The sequence below is a fragment of the Paenibacillus chungangensis genome (assembly GCF_042675905.1).
GTDB classification, from domain to species: Bacteria; Bacillota; Bacilli; order Paenibacillales; family Paenibacillaceae; genus Pristimantibacillus; species Pristimantibacillus chungangensis.
In genome coordinates, this window is the sequence record NZ_JBHTJZ010000005.1 from 752,238 (window position 1) to 774,432 (window position 22,195).

Consider the following 22,195-nt stretch of genomic DNA (forward strand, 5'->3'; position numbering starts at 1 on the left):
CAGCTATGAAGCTAACGTTTCTGGGGACGGGAGCCGGAAGACCGAACAAAACACGCAATGTAACGGCGGCAGCCCTGCAGCTGCCAGAGCCGGCGTGCAGCTGGTGGCTGTTCGACGCCGGTGAAGCCGCGCAGCATATGTTGATGCAGCTTCCGCTCAAGCTAAGCAAGCTAAGCGTCGTCTGCATTACCCATCTGCATGGGGATCATCTATATGGCCTGCCCGGCCTGCTGAGCAGCCGCTCGTTCGACGGCGGCGTGGATCCGTTACGATTATTCGGCCCGAGGGGCATCCGCGCTTACATCGAGACGACGTTCAAGCTGACGGGTACAGTGCTTGATTATGAGCTGATCATCGAAGAGTTGGATGAGGGGTGCACTGGCATCCTCTATGAAGAGGATGGATGCAAGCTTGTAGCCGCTCCGCTGGAGCATCGCATTCCTTGCTTCGGATACAGGGTGATAGAGCCGGATGCGCCGGGACGGCTTCTGACCGGGAAGCTGGAGGCGCTTGGTGTACCGAAGGGGCCGCTCTACGGGAAGCTGAAGCGGGGGGAGACTGTCACGCTGCAGGATGGCACGATCGTACGGCCCACCGATGTCATTGACGGGAAGCTGGTCGGCAGAATCGTCACGATATTGGGCGACACGAGTCCATGCGCCAATGCTGTCAAGTTGGCCGAAGGAGCGGATCTGCTCGTGCATGAAGCGACCTTCGCCGCCGGCATGGAAGAGAAGGCGAGAGCTTTCGGCCACAGCACGACGATGGATGCGGCGAGAACAGCGAAGGAGGCCGGCGCGAGACGTCTAATTATGACTCACTTCAGCGGCAGGTACAGTCTGGAGGATCTGTCCGGGCTTCGGGAGGAAGCCGCGAGCTTGTTCCCGTCGGCGGACGTCGCCACCGATTTTGCCGTCTTCGAGGTGGAGAGGCGCAAGATGGGATAAGCTGACGTTCAGTTGCAACAATTAGCAATTGCAGCACGAACGTGTATTCTGTACAATAAAGGGACACATACAAGGAAAGCTGGGGCAAGGTCGTTGCCCTGGCTTGCTTACGGTGAGAGGTGACAGGAATGAACCGCTGGACAGGCAGGGCGGAGACGCTCGAGGATTGGCTCGGAGAACTGAAGGCGAACGAGGAGGTTATGGACAATGTGACGCATTGGCGTACGCTGCCGCCGCGGACGGCGGCCACGACCCCTCTGCCAGCCGACTTGCATGAAGAATTGCGACAGGCCCTCGTTGCGAAGGGCATCGGTGAGCTGTACACCCATCAGGGGGACGCTTATCGCGAGGTGCGAAGCGGCCGTCACGTCGTGACGGTAACGCCGACTGCTTCCGGCAAGACGCTGTGCTACAACTTGCCGGTGCTGCAGAGCTTGCTGGAGAATGGGGAGGGCAGAGCGCTCTATATGTTCCCGACCAAGGCGCTGGCGCAGGATCAAGTTGCGGAGCTGCAGCAGCTTGCCGATCTGATGGACGCGGTCATCAAGACACATACGTATGACGGCGATACGCCGCCTAATGTGCGCACGGCTATCCGCAATGCGGGTCATATCGTCGTGACTAATCCCGACATGCTTCACTCCGCTATACTTCCCCATCATACGAAGTGGGTGAAGCTGTTCGAGAATGTGAAGTATATCGTCATCGACGAGGTGCATGCCTATCGTGGCGTATTCGGCAGTCACGTGGCGAATGTCATCCGCCGGCTGAAGCGGATATGCCGCTTCTACGGCTCCAGCCCGCAATTCATCTGCGCATCTGCGACGATCGACAATCCCAAGGAGCATGCGGAGCGGCTAATCGGCGAGAGCGTATCGCTCGTGGACCGCAATGGCGCCCCCGTAGGGGAGAAGCATATCATCTTCTATAATCCGCCCGTCGTCAATAAGCAGCTTGGCATCCGTCGCTCCAGCGTCCTGGAGACCCGCAAGCTTGCCGCCATGCTGCTGAAGCAAGGTGTGCAGACGATCGTATTCGCCAGAAGCAGAGTTCGCGTCGAGCTGCTGCTTACTTACCTACAGGATATGATTCGCGACAAGCTTGACCAGAGGAGCATCAGAGGTTATCGCGGCGGTTATCTGCCGAAGCTGCGGCGGGAGATCGAGCGGGGACTGCGAAGCGGGGAGATAAGAGGGGTTGTCAGCACGAATGCGCTGGAGCTGGGTATCGATATCGGTCAGCTGCAGGCATGCGTGCTGAACGGCTATCCCGGCACGATCGCCAGCACCTGGCAGCAGTCCGGTCGGGCGGGCAGACGGCAGGAGAGCTCCGTTACCTTTATCGTGGCGAGCAGCAATCCGTTAGATCAGTATATCGTGCAGAACCCCGACTTCTTCTTCAATCGTCCGCCGGAACGCGCGCTTATTCATCCCGATAACCTGCTGATTCAGATCGATCATGTGAAGTGTGCGGCTTATGAGCTGCCTTTCCAGCGAGGAGACACGTTCGGTTCCGAAAGCGTTGAGGATATGATGGAATTTCTAATGGAGGAGAAGGTTGTGCATAAGGCGGGAGAGCGCTGGCATTGGATGCAGCAAAGCTTCCCCGCTCACAATATATCTCTGCGGACCGCAGCGCAGGAGAACTTTGTCATCATCGATATGACCAGCGGAAGCCGCGTACTGGGCGAAGTGGACCGATTCAGCGCACCGACGCTTATTCATGAAGAGGCGATCTATATTCATGAAGGGGTGCAGTATCAGGTGGAGAAGCTGGACTACGACGAGAAGAAGGCTTATGTGCGGCAGGTTGACGTCGATTATTATACGGATGCGAATCTCGCCGTAGAGCTGAAGGTGCTGCATGTGGACCAGGAGAAGCAGTCCGGCGCTCTGTTGCGTCAATATGGAGAGGTGACGGTGAATGCGAAGGCGACCATATTCAAAAAAATCCGGCTTCGCACCCACGAGAACGTCGGTTCCGGTCCGATTCACTTGCCGGAGGAGGAGCTGCATACGAGCAGCTACTGGTTCTCCTTCAGCGACGAGGAAGCCGGATCGATGAGCAGGAATGAGATGCAGTTCGCACTGCTCGGCATTGCCAATGTGCTCGTCCACATCGCGCCGCTCTACTTGATGTGTGATCCGTTCGATATTCGCGTCGTGCCGCAGGTGAAGGCGATTCTGACAGAGAGGCCGACGATCTACTTCTATGACCGCTATCCGGGAGGCATTGGATTAAGCGAACGGCTGTACCAAGTACATGACGAATTGATGGAACGCGCGAAAGGGCTGGTGCGCGGCTGTGGCTGTGTGAGCGGATGTCCCGCTTGCGTCGGACCGATTGAAGAGGTCGGCCTAACAGGCAAGCAACTCGCGCTTCGTCTGCTGGATGGGACGGAGGGACGCGTATGAGCAGCTTGCGCGAAAGAATGAATCGTCTGCGGGGCGAGAAGAGCGGAGAGACGGGAACAGACACGGCCCAACTGATCGATCAAGCTGCGGAAGGTGCAGCAGGAGAAGCCACACTGGACGATCAATACACACTTTCGGATTCGGATGAGAAGGAAGAGCGGCTTCATCCCGGATGGTCCAGCTTTGGCGTAGCCATGTGCGAGACGGAACAGGGCAGCTTCCTGCTCAGGCGCAAGCTTCATTCGCATCGCTTTCACCACGGGACGCACGCATTGGGCGAACTGATAGGATCTGCACCTGGATTGTCTTCATTCCATCCCTCGGAAGAAGCGCCTCAGGCAGGGAATATTTTGTATCTGGATCTGGAGACGACAGGACTTGGCGCGGGCGCAGGCAATTTGGCGTTTATGGTCGGCATTGCTTACTTGGAAGAGACAGGCTTCATAACGGAGCAGATGATGATCAGGCATCCGGCGGAAGAATATGCGATGTTGCATTATTTGGTGGAAAAGCTGAGAGATTTCACATACCTGGCGACATATAATGGGAAGACATTCGATTGGCCGCTTCTGCAAAGCCGAATGGTCATGAACGGCTTGCACAGGGGGCTGTGGGAGCCGCTTCACCTCGACTTCCTGCACCCGTCCCGCTCTATCTGGCGCAATACGCTGCAGTCCTGCAGGCTCAGTCATGTGGAAGAGGAGCGGCTAGGCATCTATCGGAGCGAGGATGTGCCGGGCTCGCTTGCGCCCCAGCTGTATTTTCAATACTTGTCAGATGGTGATCCGATCCCGTTGGAAGGCGTATTCAAGCATAACGAATGGGATCTGATGTCGCTAGCCTGCCTGTCCATCCGGTTCGGGCAGCTGCTGGAGGAAGTCATATTCACCCGGATTCCTTATCCCGATCACCCGGAAGAGCTGGTTCGGACGGGGCTGTGGCTGGAGAAGATGGGGAGAGAGGAATTGTCGGCGGAACTTTACGAGAAGGTTGCGGGACATCCTCAAGCGGAAGCGGCTACGCTGAATAGGCTTGCTTCGCGCGACAAGAAAGCTGGCAATTGGCAAAGAGCTGTGGTATTGTGGCAGAGGGCCTGTTCGCGAATGGAAAGCGAGACCGGCTACTGCGCATCGCGTCAGCAAGCATGTGTTGAACTGTCCATGCATTACGAGCACCGGTTGAAGGATGTCGAATGCGCTCTGCACTATGCGAAGGATGCGCTGGGCCGGGCTGAACGTTATATGGGAATGGCTATCCGCGATAAGAAGCGGCGACAAGAGCTGGAAGCACTGCAAGTGCGCGTAGAGCGTCTGAAGCGCAAGCTTCAACGCAGCGCTGCGCACAGCGGGTAAATATATGAATGAATCATCTATACACAGTAATGAGGTTGAATACAATGACAGATTCCATACGTGCGATGAAAGGGCTGCTCATCGATCTTGACGGAACGATGTATCACGGTATACATCCTATTCCGGATGCGGATCGGCTTATTCTCTGCCTGCAGCAGGCGGAATTGCCTTACCGATTCGTGACGAACAACTCTTCGACGACACCAGAGGCGGTGGCTGCACGTCTGTGCGGTATGGGAATACCGGCTACAGCGAACGATGTGTGCACATCGGCTCAAGCGGCAGCGGAGCATATTGCTACACAGCGGCGCGGAGCCGCCGTATTCGCCATTGGGGAAGAAGGACTGAAGACGGCTCTGGCCGAGGCGGGACTAAGCCTTGTGGAGGATCATCCGGATGTCGTCGTGCAAGGGATCGACAGGCAGTTGACATACGAGCGAATATCGGTTGCGGCTTCCTTCATCCGCGGCGGCGCCGATTATATATTGACGAATCCGGATGAGCTGGTCCCGTCTACTGACGGCTTCATTCCGGGTGCAGGCTCCATAAGCGCGATGCTGACTGCGGCAAGCGGTACGAAGCCGCACATTATCGGCAAGCCGTCACCGGTGCTAATGGATTATGCGCTTCGCCAGCTAGGCGCTGACGCTTCCGCGACTTGGGTAATCGGAGACAATATGGCCACCGATATAGCGGCAGGAGTTGCTGCAGGCTGCGGCACCATATTGGTGCTCACCGGAATTACGAACGAAGGAAATTACGAATCGTATGCTGAGAAGGCAGGCTGCAGACCCGATATGATCTGCCAGAATATGAACGAACTGATTGCAATGATCTCGGAACGCCTGCAACCGACATCATAATTGTAGAGACAGGAAGGGTGCGTATATCAGATGCATGAATTGCCGGAACTATACCTATATCGAGCGATGCTGGCAGAGCGCTATGCAGGCGCCCGGATAACGGACTGGAATATCAATGACAAGCTGCTAGACGGGAACGGTATGGAGGAAGTCATTGGCTCCGCCGTCTGGTATGTGGAGCGGAGAGCGAATCACCTTGTCTTCCATCTGGATATTGGCAAGCGTCTAGTTCTATATATGTCGAACAAATCCTATCTGTTCAGCGGCGCTTCGGATGAGCAGGGATGCCAGAATGCTATGCTGACGATCGGCTTCGGCGACGAGCGTACGCTGGCCATACACGGTCTGAACAAGAGCGATATTCAACTGCTGAGCGTCAAAGCGGTAGAAGAGCAGCTGCGAGGATATGGTCTGGATCCGCTGGACAAGGGCCTTAACGGGGACGTGCTTCGCGATCGTCTGTCCAAGAAGCGCAGCTCCGTGAAAGCCGCTCTGATGGACCAGAAGACAATTGCCGGAATCGGGGCGATATACAGCGATGAAATCATGTTCGCTGCGGGCATCCGTCCCGACGTGCGAGTGAATAGCCTGAGTGTCGAATTATGGGAACAATTGTATCGGGCGATCGTGACTGTGCTGCAGGAGGCCATAGCGGATGGCGGCATATTGAAGCAGCCGATGCATGCCCAAGACAGCTTGTCGGGTGGCTACTGGGAGCGTCTTCAAGTATATGGGCGCGAAGCAGAAGCTTGCAAGCGATGCGACGGTACTGTCAGCAAGGTGCTAGTGTCCGGTCGCAAAGCTTACGCATGCCTTTCATGCCAGCTTGAGCAATGAGCGACGCATAGGCGGAGTTTTATTGGGGAGGAGGAGTAGCGGTGATTCATGTATATTTGGATGACTACCGAAGCTGTCCGCGCGGCTTCGTGCTTGCGCGAAGCGCGGAGGAATGCAAGCTGCTGATCGATCATGAGGATATCGACATCCTGTCACTTGACTACGATCTGGGGTGGGGGCACGATACGGGCTACGAAGTGGCAAGGCATCTGGTAGAGACCGGAAGGTATCCGAAGCGGATCTACCTGCACACGTCAAGCGTATCCGGCAAGCTTCAAATGTATCACCTGCTCTCCTCCCACATACCGGACAATGTCAAGCTATACAATGGACCGATGTCGGATTTTGAAAATGATAATGAAAGAGGAAGATAAATTGAGCGAGTGGATCGGAACGGCGAATAAAGGCTATTCGCCATATGCGATGGAAGAGCTTCGAAGATTGGCGAGCGGTGCCGGGTTCGTACAGTTGCTTCCGGGAGAAGTATTTCTAATGCGCTGTGAGCTCTCGCCGGATGACCTGCACGCTGCAATAGCCCAGCATGAACCTATATTCTTAAGACATATTCAACCGGTTGATCGCAAGATGGACATTCATGGCAATGCAGAGGATCTCGGCGCATTGTCGGAGATGATACGTCAGTCCAGGTTGCGTCTGGAGAACAGGAGGGTTGCTGTGCATATCCGCAGAAGCAACTCATCGCCGTATCCTTACTCCGCCGCAGACACGAAAGCAGTACTGGATGCCGTACTGGAGGAAATCGGCGCCGAACCGGCAGTCCAGGATCCAGAGATGATCGTCGCAGTCTTCGCTGCTGACGAGACGCTGTATGCGGGATTCGGAACACCATGCGAGATGCTCTCCGACTGGCCGGGCGGAGCAATCCGCTTCAAGCGCGAGGAAGGTCAGATATCCAGAGCGAAGTTTAAGCTATTGGAGGCGGAACGCACTTTCGGATTGGATTACACGGCTTACAGGCAAGCACTAGATATCGGTGCGGCTCCAGGAGGATGGACTACATTGCTGCTGGAGCGCGGCCTGCAGGTCACGGCAGTCGATCCTGCCGAGCTGCATCCTTCCTTGCGCAATCATCCTCATCTTGTACACTTGAAGCGGAATGCCGCCGATCTATCGCTTGCTCCTCGCTCATTCGATTTGCTCGTATGCGATATGAGTTGGAGCCCGATCTTGATGACCAAGCTTATTCTGGACTTGAAGGATGCACTGGCCTCATATGCGACTGCAGTCATCACTGTAAAGCTGATGCATCGTAAGCCGATGGGAACGATTCGCGAAGTGAGAGAACGCCTAGGCTCAGCTTTCGAAGTCATGAGCGCGAAGCAGCTTTTTCATAACCGTGACGAAATAACCTTGGTACTCCAGAAGAAGCAGTGATATAATGAACAATAAATATTGCCTGGAAAGCATCCCGGCAACGCTTGCGTGAATGTGCAAGCGTTGTCGGGATTTTTTTGTCTAATTGCGAGAGGAGTGGGAAGTATGAAGACATGGCAACGAGGCGACGTGCTGAAGGGACGTTATCGGATTGAGCGTGTCATCGGTCGAGGAGGGATGGGGGTCGTATTCGCAGTTCAGGACCTGAAGCTGAGAGGCGTCATTAGAGCAATCAAGGTAGCGAAGCAACTGCTGCCTGGAGTAAGCCCATATTCGGAGGAAGCGGAAACGCTGATGAGATTGAATCATGAATGCTTGCCGTTCGTATCAGATTACTTCCAGGCCGAAGACGGCGATCCGGAAATGATCGTAATGGAATACATCGATGGACATACAGCAAGTGAGTTTGGGACTCTGCGCGCTTATCGCTTTTCTTTTCTCGAACTGCTAGACTTCGCACTTCAGCTTAGCTCAGCTCTTGTTTACTTGCATAGTCTGCGGCAGCCGATTATTCACCGAGATTTGAAGCCCACGAATGTCATGATCGACAAGAGAGGACGCGTTAAGCTAATCGACTTCGGCATATCCAGAACATTCAAGAAAGGGCAGCTTAGCGACACCATTCAACTTGGCACGGCAGGCTTCGCGGCTCCGGAGCAAAATAACGGGGGACAGAGCGATGCACGGACAGATATATATGGTCTTGGAGCTGTACTGTTCTATCTCGTATCCGGGGGCAAGCCCCCTGCTATATTATCGGCTGACCAGCCGATCGCCAGTTATCCCGCTTATAGCTCAGAGCTTCCGAAGCCGTTCCGGATGGCGCTGGAACGTATGCTGCAGAGGAAGCCGGAGCATCGCTATAGCTCGATGGCAGAAGTAAGAGAAGAGCTTCAAGCGTTAGCTGAACGAACAGCTGGTGAAGAAGCCATGGCGAGCAGGAGGCAGGACCAATCCCTCTTGGCGCCCCAGCCGGTGTTGATCAGCGTTGTATCACTTGCTTCTGGAGCGGGTGCCACTACATTGTCCCTTGCGCTCGCTAGTCTTTTGGGAGCAACCAGTGTACGTGTTGCGGCTGCGGAGCATTTTTTACTCCGTCCGGAGTGGCATGAGTTGCTTCAGGTGAACGAAGAATCATCTGTTCTACAGTCGGAGCTGCCATATCAAGCTATTAGCGGGCGCTCACCTCATGTGCAATGGCTGGCCCTTCATCCGTATGAGATTAGCGGGAACACCGGTATTGATAAAGAGTGCTACTTTCGCGATATGCTCGCTAGAGAGCGAACGGATATTCATATTGTGGATTTCTCCAGCTGCTGGAGCGATCCGCAAGCATTAGCGTTACTTCGAGATTCCAGCCATCTGATCATCGTCGCAGATCCATTCGTATATAAGTGGCAAGCAACTGCAATGGCACAGGCGGTCAAGCTGTCTCGGGATGTGCGCGCATCCGGTGGCGTCGTCAGTTGGGCGGCCAATAAGGATGGAAAGTTCCGCAGTCGCAGCCAATGGTTGACATTATTCCCAGAACAACCTACGGCCATTATCCCGCTCGTGCCGCAGCAGGATATGCTTGACGCCGTCTGGTCGCGGCACGAGCTGATGGGACGGCCGACCGTTCGCGCTGCATGGGAGAAGGGGCTGGTGCCGATTATCACGATCATAAAGCAGATTCTCGCAAGAAATAATACCGTGAAGTGAAATGACACAATTTACCATTATGAGGATATTCAACTTGCAATTGCGTATTGGCTTCATTATGATGTTATTAGTCATGTTAAGGAGGAAGGTGCGCCAAAGCAATGAATGAACGTATATTAGTAGTAGAAGATGAAGCGGGAATAGCAAGAATATTGCAGCTTGAATTGGAGCACGAAGGCTATACCGTAGGCGTGGCGAAGGACGGGCGTACCGGATATGAGATGGCTTCCACAGGCGAATGGCAGCTCGTGCTGCTGGATGTTATGCTCCCGGAGATGAGCGGCATTGAAGTGTTGCGATTAATTCGGCAGGCGGGCAATCCGGTGCCAATTATATTATTGACAGCCAGAGATACCGTGCCGGATAAAGTGAGCGGCTTCGAGCACGGTGCGAATGACTACATTACGAAACCATTCGCGGTGGAGGAGCTTCTTGCCAGGGTGCGAAATATACTACGTATCTTTCAGCAGTACCCTCGCGAGTCAGAAGGCTCTGACGTCATCAAAGTGGGGGATTTGCTAATTGAGCTCAGAACGCGAAAAGTCTACCGAAAGGAAATTTTGATTGAGCTCACGCCTCGTGAGTTTGAACTGCTCGTTTATTTGGTTGAGAACAGGAACGAGGAGAAGTCTCGTGAAGATATTCTGTCCGAAGTGTGGGGATACGATTTTATAGGCGAGACCAATCTGGTCGACGTCTACATCCGATATTTGCGTCAGAAGCTGGACAAGGGGTACCGTCATAAGTTAATTCATACGGTACGAGGCGTAGGATACATGATTAAGGAGCCAGATGCATGACACTGCGTAAAAGGTTTACGCTGTTCACGATATTCTGGCTCATTCTCATACTTATTTTTTTCAATATCTTCGTTTATTTCTATGTCATCAAGATCACGACGGAGAGTGAAGAAGAAGTCATCGCTACTAAAGTGGAGCTTATGCGGGAAAATCCTCGCATTCAGAGCGGAAGGGGATTGAATTCTCCTGAGCTTCTAAACGAATATTATAACGTCAACGAAATGATTCGAATTATTGTTCCCACCAATCGCGTCGTAAATATTACGGGCTCAAATCCCGTCTTGTTGGAGCTTCCCGCAGAGTTCAAACCGTATCAGCATACCGGAATGATAACAAAGGGCGGGGAGCGCATATTGTTCATGCGAGTCCCCCTCTTCGAAGATGGCAAAGTAATCGCCATGCTTGAAGTGAATCGGATTCTCGATGAGCTGGATAACTACTTGCAGATTCTTATCGCAGCTCTGAGCGTCACCACAATCGGCGCTATCCTGTTCGCCATCTTCGGCACATTCTGGTTCACTTCCAGACTGACTGCACCGATTCAGACGCTAGTCACTACGATGCGAGAGATTGATCGCAGCGGCAAGCTTCGTCAGATTACGATTAGCCATCGGGAAGACTCTGCAGAACTACAGCAGCTTATTCGCGCCTTTAATCAGATGATTGAGCGACTGGATCGAACATTCGCCCGTCAGAAGCAATTCGTGGCAGATGCTTCCCATGAATTAAAGACGCCGCTTACCGTCATAAGCAGCTATGCAGGCATATTGAAGCGATGGGGGCGGAATGACGAGAGTGTGCGCGACGAGGCGATAGAAGCGATTGCGAAGGAAGCTGTACGGCTGCAGAATTTGACCAAGTCGATGCTTGTGCTTGCGGAAGCGGAGCAGGAGGACTGGCTGAAGTTGGAGATGTTCGATGTAGTACCGCTGCTTGATGAGCTGGCCAAAATGCTGGAAACGACATTCCAGCGAACGATTCGCGTGAAGGCGTTGTCCGGCAGCGTCAGAATGGTAGGGGACAAGGATAAAATACGTCAGCTGTTCGTCATATTGCTCGACAATGCTATTAAGTATTCCAAAGAGCCGATAGACATCTCCATCACCCTGATTAAAAATATCGTTCAAATTGAAGTGAAGGATAAAGGCATAGGCATACCAGAGAAAGAAATACCCCATCTGTTCGAGCGCTTCTATCGCGTTGACGGTGCGAGAAGCAGAACGACAGGAGGAGTGGGGCTCGGGCTTTCGATTGCCAAGCGGATTGTGGATTTGCATGAAGGCAAGATTGATGTATTCAGTCTGAAAGACCTGGGTACGACGATTACTTTACAGTTCAAGCAAAGAAAGTAACGAAGAGATAGAGTGTCTCGTAAGTTGGAGATGCTCTATATTTTTTTGCGGAAATGGAGATGCTAACAAGCAAAGTGTAACAAGTATCGCCGTCCTTATAACCTGACGAATACGGTCGCACTAACAACGAGAGGGGGAATTGGGATGGTTTTTTATTTGGCTATGGTCATCATTCTTCTGTTCGTCGTGTGGGGAGTTCTGATGCCGGAGCAGCTGTCTGAGGTAGCCAACATCGTATTCCAGTTTACCATACATCAATTCGGGTGGTTTTACTTGATGGTCATGTTCGGTTTCCTCATCTTCTCCATCGTTCTGGCATTCGGAAAGTATGGCAATATTAAGCTTGGAGACGATGATGACGATCCGGAGTATTCCATGATCGCCTGGTTCGCCATGCTGTTCAGTGCGGGAATGGGGATTGGCCTTGTGTTCTGGGGAGTGGCGGAGCCGTTGTCTCATTATATGACGCCGCCTGAGGGGATCGCTGGAGGAACCGCTGAAGCGGCGCGTACGGCAATGAGGTATTCCTTCTTTCATTGGGGACTTCATCCGTGGGCTATCTATACGATTGTAGGTTTGACACTGGCGTATCATCAATTTCGGAAAGGAAGAAAGAGCCTAATCAGCGCCACATTCTACCCGCTTATCGGGGATAAAGTGGATGGACCGATTGGGAAAGGGATTGATGTGCTGACCATTATAGCGACAGCATTCGGCGTAGCGACGTCGCTTGGGCTGGGCGCGCTTCAAATTAATGGCGGTCTTAGCGCGCTGTTCGATGTTCCCCATTCGGCTGTGACACAATTATGGATTATTATCATTGTGACAGTCCTGTTTTTGACGTCCAGCTTGCTTGGCGTAGACCGAGGCATTAAAATTTTAAGCACGACGAATTTATATATTGCTTTTTTCATGCTGCTGTTCGTCTTTCTCGTAGGACCGACCGCCTTTCTGCTGGATACATTAACGAACACGCTCGGCTCATACGTGCAGAATCTGGTGCAAATGAGCCTTCGCTTATCCCCGTTCTCCCAGGATACATGGATCGGCAACTGGACGCTGTTCTATTGGGCTTGGTGGATCGCTTGGGCACCGTTCGTTGGCACGTTCATTGCCCGCGTCTCTAAAGGCCGAACGATCAAAGAATTTATTTTAGGCGTGCTGATTGTTCCGACACTGCTCAGCTTCGTATGGTTCTCCATCTTCGGAGGAATGGGACTTCATCTGGAACGGGATACGGGCATCGCTATCGCGCAAGCTGCGCAAGAGGACGTAACCTCTGCTTTGTTCATCACTCTAGACCAGCTTCCGTTCGGAGCAATCTCCTCAATATTCGCGATACTGCTTATTGTCATCTTCTTCATTACATCGGCTGATTCGGCAACGTTCGTGCTTGGTATGCTGTCCAAGGGAGGGGATCCCAACCCTGGCGCAGTACCGAAGCTGGTATGGGGAGTGCTTCAATCGACTGTCGCCATCGTGCTGCTTATTAGCGGAGGACTTGCCGGATTGCAGACCGCGTCCATCGTAGCTGCGCTTCCGTTCGCGATTATTATCGTCGGCATGTGCGTGGCGCTGCTGAAGAGCTTGCGCGAAGAAGACAGACAGAGGAGAATTCGCGAGAGGAAGCGCCAGAGAAAGCTGGATGAGTTAATCGATTGATCGCTTGACGATTGCTCGTTGTTCCTGTATGATGTAACTGTTGTAATTTTAAGGGGGAAATTTAATGTTTGCGAGTGTTCTTAACTCTTAATTGGATATGATCACAGTGGAAATAAGCTTCTGCGTGCGTATGCATCATTTGGGATGTTATACTCTATTGCCTTGGCTTTATTTCACTGTCTGATCCCATGAGTTGAGAACATGTGGATTTCCGCCTGCATTCATTTTGATGACGGCCCAATCACCGTGCTCTTGGAGCACGGTTTTTTTATTTCCTTTCGCTTGCGGTTACGGTTCGATTAATTTCGCCTTGCCGGAGGTGTAAGAGGGAGGGACGTCAGATGGATATGAACAGGACAGGAACGCGCCCGCGTTCTTGTCCTGTTTTTTCATTTTCAAAGGAGGTATAAACCATGAACACAGCATCACTGGTCAAACTGGAATATAACAAACTGATCGAACAATTGGCAGGCATGACCATGTCTGGCGAAGGGAAAAAGCTGGCCCAAAGTATGAAGCCAAGCATACAATATGAGCAAATTGCTGCTTGGCAAAGGGAAACGAACGAAGCGTTACAATTACTGGTAAGCGGAGCCAGCATTCCGATCTCTGCGATGGAAGGGATTGAACCGTTCCTGTCACTGCTCGGTAAAGGAAAAATATATCATGAGACAGAGCTGGAGCAGCTGGCGGTGTGGCTCGGCTCGATCGCTCAGATGAAAAAGTATATGAACAGCAAGCGGGAACTGGCGCCGACGATTGCATCCTATGCTGATTCCATGCATGATTGTCCAGCGCTGCGGCAGGAACTTGCAAGATGCATCCGGTTCGGTCAGTTGACGGACGATGCAAGTGCGGATCTAGGTTATATTCGCAGGCAAATATACGGTACAGAGGATAAAATCGAACGTAAAATGCAGCATTCGCTTGGCAAATATCGCAGCTCCCTGCAAGAAGGAATTATTAGCAGGCGCGGCGGACGATACGTGCTGTCCGTGAAGAAGTCGCTTCGAAAAAATGTGCCAGGCGTGGTGCTGGATGAATCCGCAAGCGGACAGACGATATTCGTCGAGCCACTGGACGTGGCCGAACTGCAGACGGAGCTAAGCCAATGGAGAGCGACCGAGGAGAGGGAAAGAACATCTGTACTGGCGATGCTGTCTGAGCTGGCGTCCCAATATGAGAATATGCTTACGCTTAATGTGCAGGCGATGGCTTCGTTCGACTTCATTACCGCCAGGGCAAAGCTGTCAAGAAGTTACGAAGGAAAGCTTGTGCGTCTGACCGACAAGCCGACGATAAGACTATTATCGGCAAGGCATCCGCTTCTGGGACGGGACTGCGTGCCGCTTACAGTAGAGCTTGGCGTGCACTGGAGGCAGCTTATCATAACAGGACCAAATACAGGAGGAAAGACGGCAACATTAAAGACCATAGGTTTGTTGGCGCTTATGAATCAATCGGGACTGCTTATTCCCGCAGATCCCGAAAGCGAGCTCGGAATATTCCGGCACATTATTGCAGACTTGGGCGATGGTCAAAGTTTGGAGCAATCGCTAAGCACGTTCTCTTCCCATGTTACGGTGCTGAAGGAGATGGTGGACATGGCTGATTCACGCTCCCTCCTGCTAATGGATGAGATGGCTGCCGGTACAGATCCGTCCGAAGGAATTGCGCTCTCTGTCGCTATATTGGAATTGCTGCTCGAGAGACAGTCGCTGGTTGCCGCAACAACTCATTTTAATGAAATAAAGACGTTCGCATCTGCAACGGAAGGCTGCCAGAACGGCCGAATGGCATTTGATCCCGCTACGCTCAGACCCCTATATCGTCTGGAAATCGGAAAAGCTGGAGACAGCCACGCCTTCGCAATCGCAAGGCGATTCGGACTGCCGGAACGAATCATGGAGCGTGCGGAGTGGTTACTGGAGCGCAAGCGAATTAAGGGAGAAAGTAATGATGAACAACGAAGCGATTCCTTCGCGAAGCTGCTGAGCCAATCGAAGCAGCCTGACGTAGCTGAAGAGGCGAAGCGGGCGAAAGAGAAGTCGGAGCCGAAGCGAAACGAAAAGAGGCGAAAACCGACCGAGAAAACGTTCCAGAAGGGAGATGTCGTATGGATCTATCCGCTCAAACGCACCGGCGTCGTGTACCGATCGGCAGATGAACGGGGGAATGTCATCGTGCAAGTGAAGGGGGAGAAACTGTCCTTCAATCAGAAGCGTCTGAATCATTATATTAGGAGTGAGAAGCTGTACCCGGAGCAATACGATCTGGATATTGTGTTCGAATCCAAGGCGAATCGGAAGGCGCGCCATCAGATGAGCCGCAAGCATGTGGAAGGGCTGCAAATTGTGACGCCGCCTGATGATGAGTATTCGTAATTTCGGCTTGCAAGCTTGCTAATCGCGGCTTTGAATGACGATAAGTCTGCCGCTCGACAGCTGAACGGTACCCGATTGTTCCAGCAGGACATTGCTGATGCCCAGAGATTGCCCGACGGTCAGGGTGGCGTCTTGAAGCGGATATTGAAATCCGGATAACGTGATACCGGTCACCTCTTGGCTTAAGGGCAGCAAGGATATCGTATTGTAGGAGCCGCGCTGAATGGCGGAAGCAGACGAGATCACGCGAATCTCATTATGTTCATCGATGATTTTCGCTTCAATGCCGTTCTCATCCGCTAGGGCAAGCAAATGGACGTTGGCGAGTGTGTGATCGAATCGGGTGCCCATCGCGCCAAGTAGAACGATTTCCCGAGGCTGCATGGTCATCGCATATTGAAAGGCCATCTCGGTGTCGGTGTAGTCTTTGTCTACAGGATCGCAGGAGATGACTGAGGGGCAGGCTTTCCGAATTCGGGCTATCTCTTCATCTGTAATGGAATCGAAATCACCGATGGCCACATTCGGGATTATTCCTCTGTCCAACAGGAAGGCGGCCCCGCTGTCCGCTCCGATTAGAATGGCGTCTTCGGACAGGTGGCGAAGAACCCAGTCTCCCAGCGTGCCTCCTGTTACGATAATGATCGTAGAGTTCATATGACGTTTCCTCATCCTTTCTTACTGGCGCATATCCATGCATATCAGTATATCGCTTGTCTCAAGTTGCGACAATCTATGCAGGGGTAATGACAGAAAAATGTCGTTGCGAAACTGCGATGAGGGGACTACAATGTATAAAGTGTAAAGTGTATGGAACAAAGCAGCTGATTGCAGAATGGGATAAGGGAGCGGTGTTAAAGCTGTGAGCATGGACATTTTCAACATATTCAGCTTAATCGGCACAATTGCGTTTGCTGTCAGCGGCGCGATGGTCGCCATGGAAGAGGAATATGATATTTTAGGCGTTTACGTACTGGGACTTGTCACCGCTTTTGGAGGCGGCGTCGTTCGCAACTTGCTGATTGGCGTACCTGTGACTACTTTGTGGAGCCAAGGATATCTGCTCGTTACGGCAACCGTGTTCATTACTGTCGCTTTCATCCTGCCTATTAGATGGATATTACGCTGGCGTCGAAGTGAAGTGTTTTTCGATGCGATCGGCTTATCCGCCTTCGCAGTGCAAGGCGCACTGTATGCCACTGAGATGAATCATCCGCTCAGCGCTGTAATGGTCGCTGCTATGTTGACCGGCATTGGCGGAGGTATTATTCGTGATGTGCTAGCAGGCCGCAAGCCGCTTGTGCTGCGCGATGAGATTTATGCCGTCTGGGCGATTATTGCAGGGCTCGTCATCGGTCTAGGTTGGTTCAGTACGCCGCTGATGCTGCTGCTTCTGTTCGTAGCGGTGACTACGTTCCGGATATTGTCGGTACATTATAAGTGGAAGCTGCCGCGGCGATCCTTGAAAGGGGCGTTTGCAGCGTCGAACGCCAAGAGACGGCGTTTCTTAACGAATAATGAGAAGAGAGGCTTGAATCATGAAGAATAAGTCAGCGATATTGTTTGTATGCCTTGGCAATATATGCCGTTCGCCGATGGCGGAAGCGGTCATGCGCCAGATGATTGCCCATGAGGGATTGACGGATAGCCTATCGGTTGATTCAGCAGGAACGGGAGATTGGCATATCGGTCGGCCTCCGCATGAAGGGACGCAAGGTGAGCTGAACAAGCACGGGGTATCCTTTGCGGGCATGAAGGCAAGGCAGGTGACAGAGTCAGATTTTGATTCTTTCCAATACATCGTGGCGATGGATACGAAGAATCTGGCCGACGTGAAGAAGCTGCGGAAGGATCGGGAAATCGGCGGTCTTCTAGAAAGGGGAGCTCATGTGCGCCTGTTCACGTTCATGGAGCTGCTGCCTCATCACGGCATTATGGATGTGCCGGATCCTTACTACGAAGGGAACTTCCCTTATGTGTACGAGCTGGTGGAAGAGGGATGCAGGGAACTGCTCCGCATGATAAAAGCTGACCTGAAGAGCGTTTAATTCGCTCCTACGGTCAGCTTTTTTCTTATTCAACTTCGATGAAGTGCTTTAGTGCATCCGGAACATCCTTCTGCCAATATCCCCATTGATGCTTGCCGTCTCGCTCCTCGTAGTACATATGCGCTCCTCTTTGCTCCAGCAAGGCCTTCGCATTGCGATTCAGCTCTACGAAGTCGAATATTCCTCGATCGGTCTCAAATGCCGTCTCTTGCAAGCCGATAATCATATAGAGGGAGAGCCAGCTCAAATCATCGCATTCCGCAATAATCTGCTGCGATACGGGATAGAATGCGCCTGAGAGCGATATGATGCGCGTAAATAGTTGTGGGTATGAGAGTGCGACATGAAGGGATACGCTCCCGCCGAGCGAGTCTCCCGCGAGAAGTCGGTCTTCCTTGCTGCGACGTGCAGCGAATCTTTCCTCGATGAAAGGTACGAGCTCTTCACCGAAGAAAAGAACGTATGCTGCGTGACGGCTGCCGTCCGGCGCATATTCTTCCGTGCGCACGGATTTGTCCACATCCACCCCTACAATGATGAACGGTTCCAATCCTTCGTCGAGAATAAGCGCAGTGGCTGATGTTGCAATTCTTCCGAAATTGAAGAAGTCCTCACCATCCTGGCAGTAGACAACTGGATAACTTAGCAATTCATTATAGCCCGGCGGTAGGAAGACACGTAGATTGCGATTCCCCTCGGATAAATATTTACTAGGTACCGTCTCTTTTAATATGGTGCGTTTCAAATAACGTTGATCGGTCATCGTATTGACTCCTTTACACTTCGTTGAATGGAATAACGTCGTAGTGGGTAAACAATAGTAAGGTAACCCCGAATCTCCCTTGTATTATCCTGTTATATTCAAATATAATGCCTGTAGCATATACAATTACTTAACATAATGAGCGGAATCGGTGAAAAAATGGGGTCTTTTTCGTTTTTTGCTTTGACCGCGTTCCTTAAACAGGTTTATAATAATTCTATAACAGAGGGTAGTGTTTTTCAAATATTTAGATTGAGGTGAGTGTTCAAGATGAGCAAACTGCCATATGAAGTGCAATCGGAGCCGGTAACACCATTATCCGTGCTGTCGCTTGATGGAGACATAGAGAATCCGGACATGATGCCGGACTTGACTGACGAGCAATTGAAAGAAATTATGTATCGCATGGTATTCACAAGAACATGGGACGAGCGAGCTGTGAACCTCGGCCGCCAAGGGCGCCTTGGATTCTATGCGCCTGTATCCGGTCAGGAAGCGTCTATGGTCGGCAGTGAATACGCACTGAACAAGGACGATTTTATTTGCCCGGGCTATCGCGATATGCCGCAGCTCGTATGGCATGGCCTGCCTCTGTACCAGGCGTTCCTATATTCCCGCGGCCATCAGCATGGCGGACAAATTCCGGAAGATGTACATGTGCTGATGCCTCAAATTATTATCGGCGCACAAATTCTTCACGCTACTGGCGTTGCAATGGCATTTAAGAAGAAGGGCGAGAAGCGCGTAGCCATTACTTACACGGGCGATGGCGGTTCCTCCGAGGGCGATTTCTATGAAGGTCTTAATTTTGCTGGGGTGTACAAGCTGCCGGTCATTTATGCTGTTCAGAATAATGGCTATGCGATTACGACGCCATTCGCTAAGCAGACGGCTGCGCAATCCATCGCTCATAAAGCGGTTGCCGCCGGTATCGCTGGCGTTCAAGTGGACGGCATGGACGTGCTGGCTGTGGTCAAAGCCGTTCAGGAAGCTGCCGAGCGCGGTCGCAATGGCGAAGGCGCGACGCTGATCGAAATGCTCACTTATCGCTTCCGTCCGCATTCCATGGCTGACGATGCGACCAAATATCGCACGAAGGAAGAAGAGGCGGAATGGGCGCAGAAGGATCCGCTTATTCGATTCGGCAAGTTCCTGGAGAAGAAGGGACTGTGGAGCGAAGAGGATACGAACCGCGTGAAGGAAGAAGCGAAGGCAACGGTTAATGAGCATATCAAGAAAGCGGAAGCGACAGAGAAAATGACGGTCTCCGGCCTCATTGACTCCATGTTCGAAACGACGCCGCAGCATCTTGAAGAGCAGAAAGCCGATTTTCAGTAGAAGGGGAGGAATAGGGAATCATGGCTCAAATGAATATGTTGGAAGCAATTCGCGATGCGATGCGCATAGAGTTGAAACGGGATTCGAATGTAGTAATTTTCGGTGAGGATGCAGGGAAAGTTGGCGGGGTATTCCGTGTGACGGAAGGACTGCAGGAGGAGTTCGGAGAGGATCGCGTCTTCGATACGCCGCTTGCGGAATCCGCTATCGCAGGTATGGCTGTCGGTATGGGTATTCAAGGCTTCCGTCCCATTGCCGAAATCCAGTTCGTTGGCTTTATCTATGAAGCGTTGGACCAAATGTTCGTACAAGCGGCGCGCATGCGCTATCGTTCCGGCGGACGCTACAACTCGCCGATCGTATTCCGCACGCCGTTCGGCGGCGGTGTGAAAGCGGCTGAGCTGCATACGGATTCACTGGAAGGTCTTGCGATTCAGACGCCGGGCATCAAGGTCGTCATACCTTCCAATCCGTATGATGCGAAGGGCTTGATGACGGCGGCGATTCGCGATAATGATCCGGTCTTCTTCATGGAGCATCTGAACTTGTACCGCGCATTCCGCGCAGACGTGCCGGAAGGCGAGTATACAGTAGAGATCGGTAAAGCGAATGTTGTGCGCGAAGGCAGTGATGTGACGATTCTGGCTTACGGCATGATGGTGCATACCGCTCAGAAAGCTGCGGACGAACTAGAGAAGAATGGCGTGAAAGCGGAAGTAATTGACCTTCGTACGCTTATGCCGCTCGATATCGATACGATTGTCGCTTCCATTCAGAAGACAAATCGTTGCATTGTCGTACAGGAAGCTCAAAAAACATCGGGAGTAGCCGCAGAAATTATCGCACAGATCAACGAGAAGGCAATACTACATCTTGAAGCTCCAGTATTGCGAGTAGCAGGACCGGATACGGTATACCCGTTCGCGCAAATCGAGGATCAATGGCTTCCTTCTCCGGCACGCATCATAACAGCAGTCAATAAAGTACTGGAATTCTAAAATAACGATAACGTATGGCTCACATGAAGAATGAGGAGGTTGATATCGGTGGCAAAATTCGATTACCGATTCCCCGAGCTTGGCGAAGGATTGCACGAGGGTGAAATTATTAAAGTGCTCATCCAACCGGGCGCAACTGTAACAGACGACGATATTATTATGGAAGTGCAGAACGACAAAGCAATCGTAGAGGTTCCTTGTCCTGTAAACGGAAAAGTGCTGGAAGTGCTCGTAAAGGACGGACAGGTATGTCATGTCGGCGAAGTCGTCGCCATTATTGATGTGGAAGGCGAGCTGCCGGAGCAAGCGGAGCCGGTTGCTGAAGAAGCGCCTCAGGCGGAGCAATCTGCTACTCCTGCTGCTGATGCAGCGCCTGCAGCTCCAGCTGCAAGCGAAGCGGCGAAGGAAGCGACTGGTCCCGTATTGGCAACTCCAAGCGTGCGCAAATATGCTCGCGAGAAAGGTGTAGATCTGAAGCAAGTAACGGGAACAGGCAAGAATGGTCGCATTACTCGCGAGGACGTGGACGGCTTCGGAGGCGCTCCTGCAGCGCAAGAAGCACCGGCAGCTGATGTCCAGTCGAATGTGTCGAAGGCGGAAGCAACAACTGCGGCACCGGCTGCAGCCGGGACGCCATATCGTCCGGAGGAGCGTGAGCCGTTCAAAGGCATTCGCAAAGTGATTGCCGGCGCGATGTCCAAATCGGTATACACTGCTCCGCATGTTACCATTATGGATGAAGTCGACGTGACGGAACTGGTTGCCCTTCGCTCCAAATATAAGCCTTACGCAGAACAGAAAGGCTCCAAGCTTACTTATCTGCCGTTCATCGTGAAGGCTCTTGTCGCAGCATGCCGCGAGTTCCCAATTATGAACTCTACGCTGGATGAGGCCAATCAGGAAATTGTATATCGCAAATATTATAATGTCGGTATCGCGACGGATACAGACAACGGACTGATCGTACCTGTCGTAGAAGACGCCGATCGCAAGAGCATCTTCATGATTGCCGACAAAATTCGTGACCTTGCCGTTCGCGGACGTGACGGCAAGCTGGCTCCGAACGAGCTGAAGGGCAGCACGATATCGATCACCAACATCGGCTCTGCTGGCGGTATGTTCTTCACACCGGTGATCAATTTCCCTGAAGTGGCCATCCTCGGCACGGGACGTATCTCGGAGAAAGCGATTGTACGCGACGGTGAACTGGTAGCGGCACCTGTCATGGCTCTGTCACTCAGCTTCGATCATCGTCTTATCGACGGAGCTACGGCGCAATACTTTATGAATCATATTAAACAGCTTCTGGCTCAGCCTGAACTGTTCATCATGGAGGTATAA

Annotated in this window: 19 protein-coding genes; 17 read left to right on the plus strand and 2 right to left on the minus strand. The window is 52.3% G+C overall.

Going from position 1 to position 22,195, the window contains the following annotated elements; genetic code table 11:
- Positions 1–5 precede the first annotated feature (5 nt).
- The 12 genes from rnz to ACFQ2I_RS06070 all read left to right on the plus strand — a co-directional run bounded on the left by rnz (position 6) and on the right by ACFQ2I_RS06070 (position 15,707).
- The gene (gene rnz, locus ACFQ2I_RS06015) at positions 6–947 is read left to right on the plus strand and encodes a ribonuclease Z (protein WP_377562776.1); all 942 of its coding nucleotides are present in this window, start codon (positions 6–8) and stop codon (positions 945–947) included.
- A 128-nt stretch (positions 948–1,075) separates the two neighbouring features.
- Complete coding sequence (locus tag ACFQ2I_RS06020) at positions 1,076–3,361, plus strand: DEAD/DEAH box helicase (protein WP_377562777.1); 2,286 nt, start codon at positions 1,076–1,078, stop codon at positions 3,359–3,361.
- Entirely contained in the window at positions 3,358–4,713 is a 1,356-nt protein-coding gene (locus tag ACFQ2I_RS06025; RefSeq protein WP_377562778.1) for a ribonuclease H-like domain-containing protein, read from the plus strand. Before ACFQ2I_RS06020 ends, ACFQ2I_RS06025 begins: the two co-directional genes overlap by 4 nt.
- A gap of 44 nt (positions 4,714–4,757) precedes the next feature.
- On the plus strand, positions 4,758–5,576 hold the full coding sequence (locus tag ACFQ2I_RS06030; protein WP_377562779.1) for a TIGR01457 family HAD-type hydrolase: 819 nt from the start codon (positions 4,758–4,760) through the stop codon (positions 5,574–5,576).
- Between the two features lie 30 nt (positions 5,577–5,606).
- On the plus strand, positions 5,607–6,413 hold the full coding sequence (locus tag ACFQ2I_RS06035) for an Fpg/Nei family DNA glycosylase (RefSeq protein ID WP_377562780.1): 807 nt from the start codon (positions 5,607–5,609) through the stop codon (positions 6,411–6,413).
- A 41-nt stretch (positions 6,414–6,454) separates the two neighbouring features.
- The gene (locus ACFQ2I_RS06040) at positions 6,455–6,787 is read left to right on the plus strand and encodes a cyclic-phosphate processing receiver domain-containing protein (protein ID WP_377562781.1); all 333 of its coding nucleotides are present in this window, start codon (positions 6,455–6,457) and stop codon (positions 6,785–6,787) included.
- Position 6,788: 1 nt separating this feature from the next.
- The gene (locus ACFQ2I_RS06045; protein ID WP_377562782.1) at positions 6,789–7,808 is read left to right on the plus strand and encodes an SAM-dependent methyltransferase; all 1,020 of its coding nucleotides are present in this window, start codon (positions 6,789–6,791) and stop codon (positions 7,806–7,808) included.
- A gap of 105 nt (positions 7,809–7,913) precedes the next feature.
- The gene (locus ACFQ2I_RS06050; protein WP_377562783.1) at positions 7,914–9,509 is read left to right on the plus strand and encodes a serine/threonine-protein kinase; all 1,596 of its coding nucleotides are present in this window, start codon (positions 7,914–7,916) and stop codon (positions 9,507–9,509) included.
- A 101-nt stretch (positions 9,510–9,610) separates the two neighbouring features.
- Positions 9,611–10,309 carry a response regulator transcription factor gene (locus ACFQ2I_RS06055; RefSeq protein ID WP_377562784.1) on the plus strand — a complete coding sequence of 233 codons (699 nt, stop codon included), beginning with the start codon at positions 9,611–9,613 and terminating at the stop codon, positions 10,307–10,309.
- The gene (locus tag ACFQ2I_RS06060; protein WP_377562785.1) at positions 10,306–11,661 is read left to right on the plus strand and encodes a HAMP domain-containing sensor histidine kinase; all 1,356 of its coding nucleotides are present in this window, start codon (positions 10,306–10,308) and stop codon (positions 11,659–11,661) included. Before ACFQ2I_RS06055 ends, ACFQ2I_RS06060 begins: the two co-directional genes overlap by 4 nt.
- A 144-nt stretch (positions 11,662–11,805) precedes the next feature.
- Positions 11,806–13,323, plus strand: coding sequence for a glycine betaine uptake BCCT transporter (locus ACFQ2I_RS06065; RefSeq protein WP_377562787.1), 1,518 nt, complete (start codon positions 11,806–11,808; stop codon positions 13,321–13,323).
- A 413-nt stretch (positions 13,324–13,736) separates the two neighbouring features.
- Positions 13,737–15,707: an endonuclease MutS2 gene (locus ACFQ2I_RS06070; RefSeq protein ID WP_377562788.1), complete on the plus strand. Its 1,971-nt coding sequence runs from the start codon at positions 13,737–13,739 to the stop codon at positions 15,705–15,707.
- Positions 15,708–15,725: 18 nt separating this feature from the next.
- Here ACFQ2I_RS06070 and ACFQ2I_RS06075 read toward each other — a convergent pair whose 3' ends face one another.
- Positions 15,726–16,364 (minus strand): thiamine diphosphokinase, encoded by a 639-nt coding sequence (locus ACFQ2I_RS06075; protein WP_377562789.1) that lies wholly within the window; start codon positions 16,362–16,364, stop codon positions 15,726–15,728.
- A 211-nt stretch (positions 16,365–16,575) separates the two neighbouring features.
- Here ACFQ2I_RS06075 and ACFQ2I_RS06080 point away from each other — a divergent pair, with 211 nt between their 5' ends.
- Entirely contained in the window at positions 16,576–17,256 is a 681-nt protein-coding gene (locus ACFQ2I_RS06080; RefSeq protein ID WP_377562990.1) for a trimeric intracellular cation channel family protein, read from the plus strand.
- Positions 17,246–17,755 carry a low molecular weight protein-tyrosine-phosphatase gene (locus tag ACFQ2I_RS06085; RefSeq protein ID WP_377562790.1) on the plus strand — a complete coding sequence of 170 codons (510 nt, stop codon included), beginning with the start codon at positions 17,246–17,248 and terminating at the stop codon, positions 17,753–17,755. Before ACFQ2I_RS06080 ends, ACFQ2I_RS06085 begins: the two co-directional genes overlap by 11 nt.
- A 25-nt stretch (positions 17,756–17,780) precedes the next feature.
- Here ACFQ2I_RS06085 and ACFQ2I_RS06090 read toward each other — a convergent pair whose 3' ends face one another.
- The gene (locus tag ACFQ2I_RS06090; RefSeq protein WP_377562792.1) at positions 17,781–18,518 is read right to left on the minus strand and encodes an alpha/beta hydrolase; all 738 of its coding nucleotides are present in this window, start codon (positions 18,516–18,518) and stop codon (positions 17,781–17,783) included.
- Positions 18,519–18,788: 270 nt separating this feature from the next.
- Here ACFQ2I_RS06090 and pdhA point away from each other — a divergent pair, with 270 nt between their 5' ends.
- From pdhA to ACFQ2I_RS06105, 3 genes are read left to right on the plus strand one after another with little or no spacing between them, the layout of a single operon-like run.
- Positions 18,789–19,856: a pyruvate dehydrogenase (acetyl-transferring) E1 component subunit alpha gene (gene pdhA / locus ACFQ2I_RS06095; RefSeq protein WP_377562793.1), complete on the plus strand. Its 1,068-nt coding sequence runs from the start codon at positions 18,789–18,791 to the stop codon at positions 19,854–19,856.
- 20 nt (positions 19,857–19,876) lie between these two features.
- Positions 19,877–20,854, plus strand: coding sequence for an alpha-ketoacid dehydrogenase subunit beta (locus tag ACFQ2I_RS06100; protein ID WP_377562794.1), 978 nt, complete (start codon positions 19,877–19,879; stop codon positions 20,852–20,854).
- A 48-nt stretch (positions 20,855–20,902) separates the two neighbouring features.
- Entirely contained in the window at positions 20,903–22,195 is a 1,293-nt protein-coding gene (locus ACFQ2I_RS06105; RefSeq protein ID WP_377562795.1) for a dihydrolipoamide acetyltransferase family protein, read from the plus strand.

What these genes read in the sequence shown, in the direction of transcription:
- rnz (WP_377562776.1), top strand. Translation starts at nt 6, where the DNA reads ATGAAGCTAACGTTTCTGGGGACGGGAGCCGGAAGACCGAACAAAACA.
- ACFQ2I_RS06020 (WP_377562777.1), top strand. Translation starts at nt 1,076, where the DNA reads ATGAACCGCTGGACAGGCAGGGCGGAGACGCTCGAGGATTGGCTCGGA.
- ACFQ2I_RS06025 (WP_377562778.1), top strand. Translation starts at nt 3,358, where the DNA reads ATGAGCAGCTTGCGCGAAAGAATGAATCGTCTGCGGGGCGAGAAGAGC.
- ACFQ2I_RS06030 (WP_377562779.1), top strand. Translation starts at nt 4,758, where the DNA reads ATGACAGATTCCATACGTGCGATGAAAGGGCTGCTCATCGATCTTGAC.
- ACFQ2I_RS06035 (WP_377562780.1), top strand. Translation starts at nt 5,607, where the DNA reads ATGCATGAATTGCCGGAACTATACCTATATCGAGCGATGCTGGCAGAG.
- ACFQ2I_RS06050 (WP_377562783.1), top strand. Translation starts at nt 7,914, where the DNA reads ATGAAGACATGGCAACGAGGCGACGTGCTGAAGGGACGTTATCGGATT.
- ACFQ2I_RS06055 (WP_377562784.1), top strand. Translation starts at nt 9,611, where the DNA reads ATGAATGAACGTATATTAGTAGTAGAAGATGAAGCGGGAATAGCAAGA.
- ACFQ2I_RS06060 (WP_377562785.1), top strand. Translation starts at nt 10,306, where the DNA reads ATGACACTGCGTAAAAGGTTTACGCTGTTCACGATATTCTGGCTCATT.
- ACFQ2I_RS06065 (WP_377562787.1), top strand. Translation starts at nt 11,806, where the DNA reads ATGGTTTTTTATTTGGCTATGGTCATCATTCTTCTGTTCGTCGTGTGG.
- ACFQ2I_RS06070 (WP_377562788.1), top strand. Translation starts at nt 13,737, where the DNA reads ATGAACACAGCATCACTGGTCAAACTGGAATATAACAAACTGATCGAA.
- ACFQ2I_RS06075 (WP_377562789.1), bottom strand. Translation starts at nt 16,364, where the DNA reads ATGAACTCTACGATCATTATCGTAACAGGAGGCACGCTGGGAGACTGG.
- ACFQ2I_RS06080 (WP_377562990.1), top strand. Translation starts at nt 16,576, where the DNA reads ATGGACATTTTCAACATATTCAGCTTAATCGGCACAATTGCGTTTGCT.
- ACFQ2I_RS06085 (WP_377562790.1), top strand. Translation starts at nt 17,246, where the DNA reads ATGAAGAATAAGTCAGCGATATTGTTTGTATGCCTTGGCAATATATGC.
- ACFQ2I_RS06090 (WP_377562792.1), bottom strand. Translation starts at nt 18,518, where the DNA reads ATGACCGATCAACGTTATTTGAAACGCACCATATTAAAAGAGACGGTA.
- pdhA (WP_377562793.1), top strand. Translation starts at nt 18,789, where the DNA reads ATGAGCAAACTGCCATATGAAGTGCAATCGGAGCCGGTAACACCATTA.
- ACFQ2I_RS06100 (WP_377562794.1), top strand. Translation starts at nt 19,877, where the DNA reads ATGGCTCAAATGAATATGTTGGAAGCAATTCGCGATGCGATGCGCATA.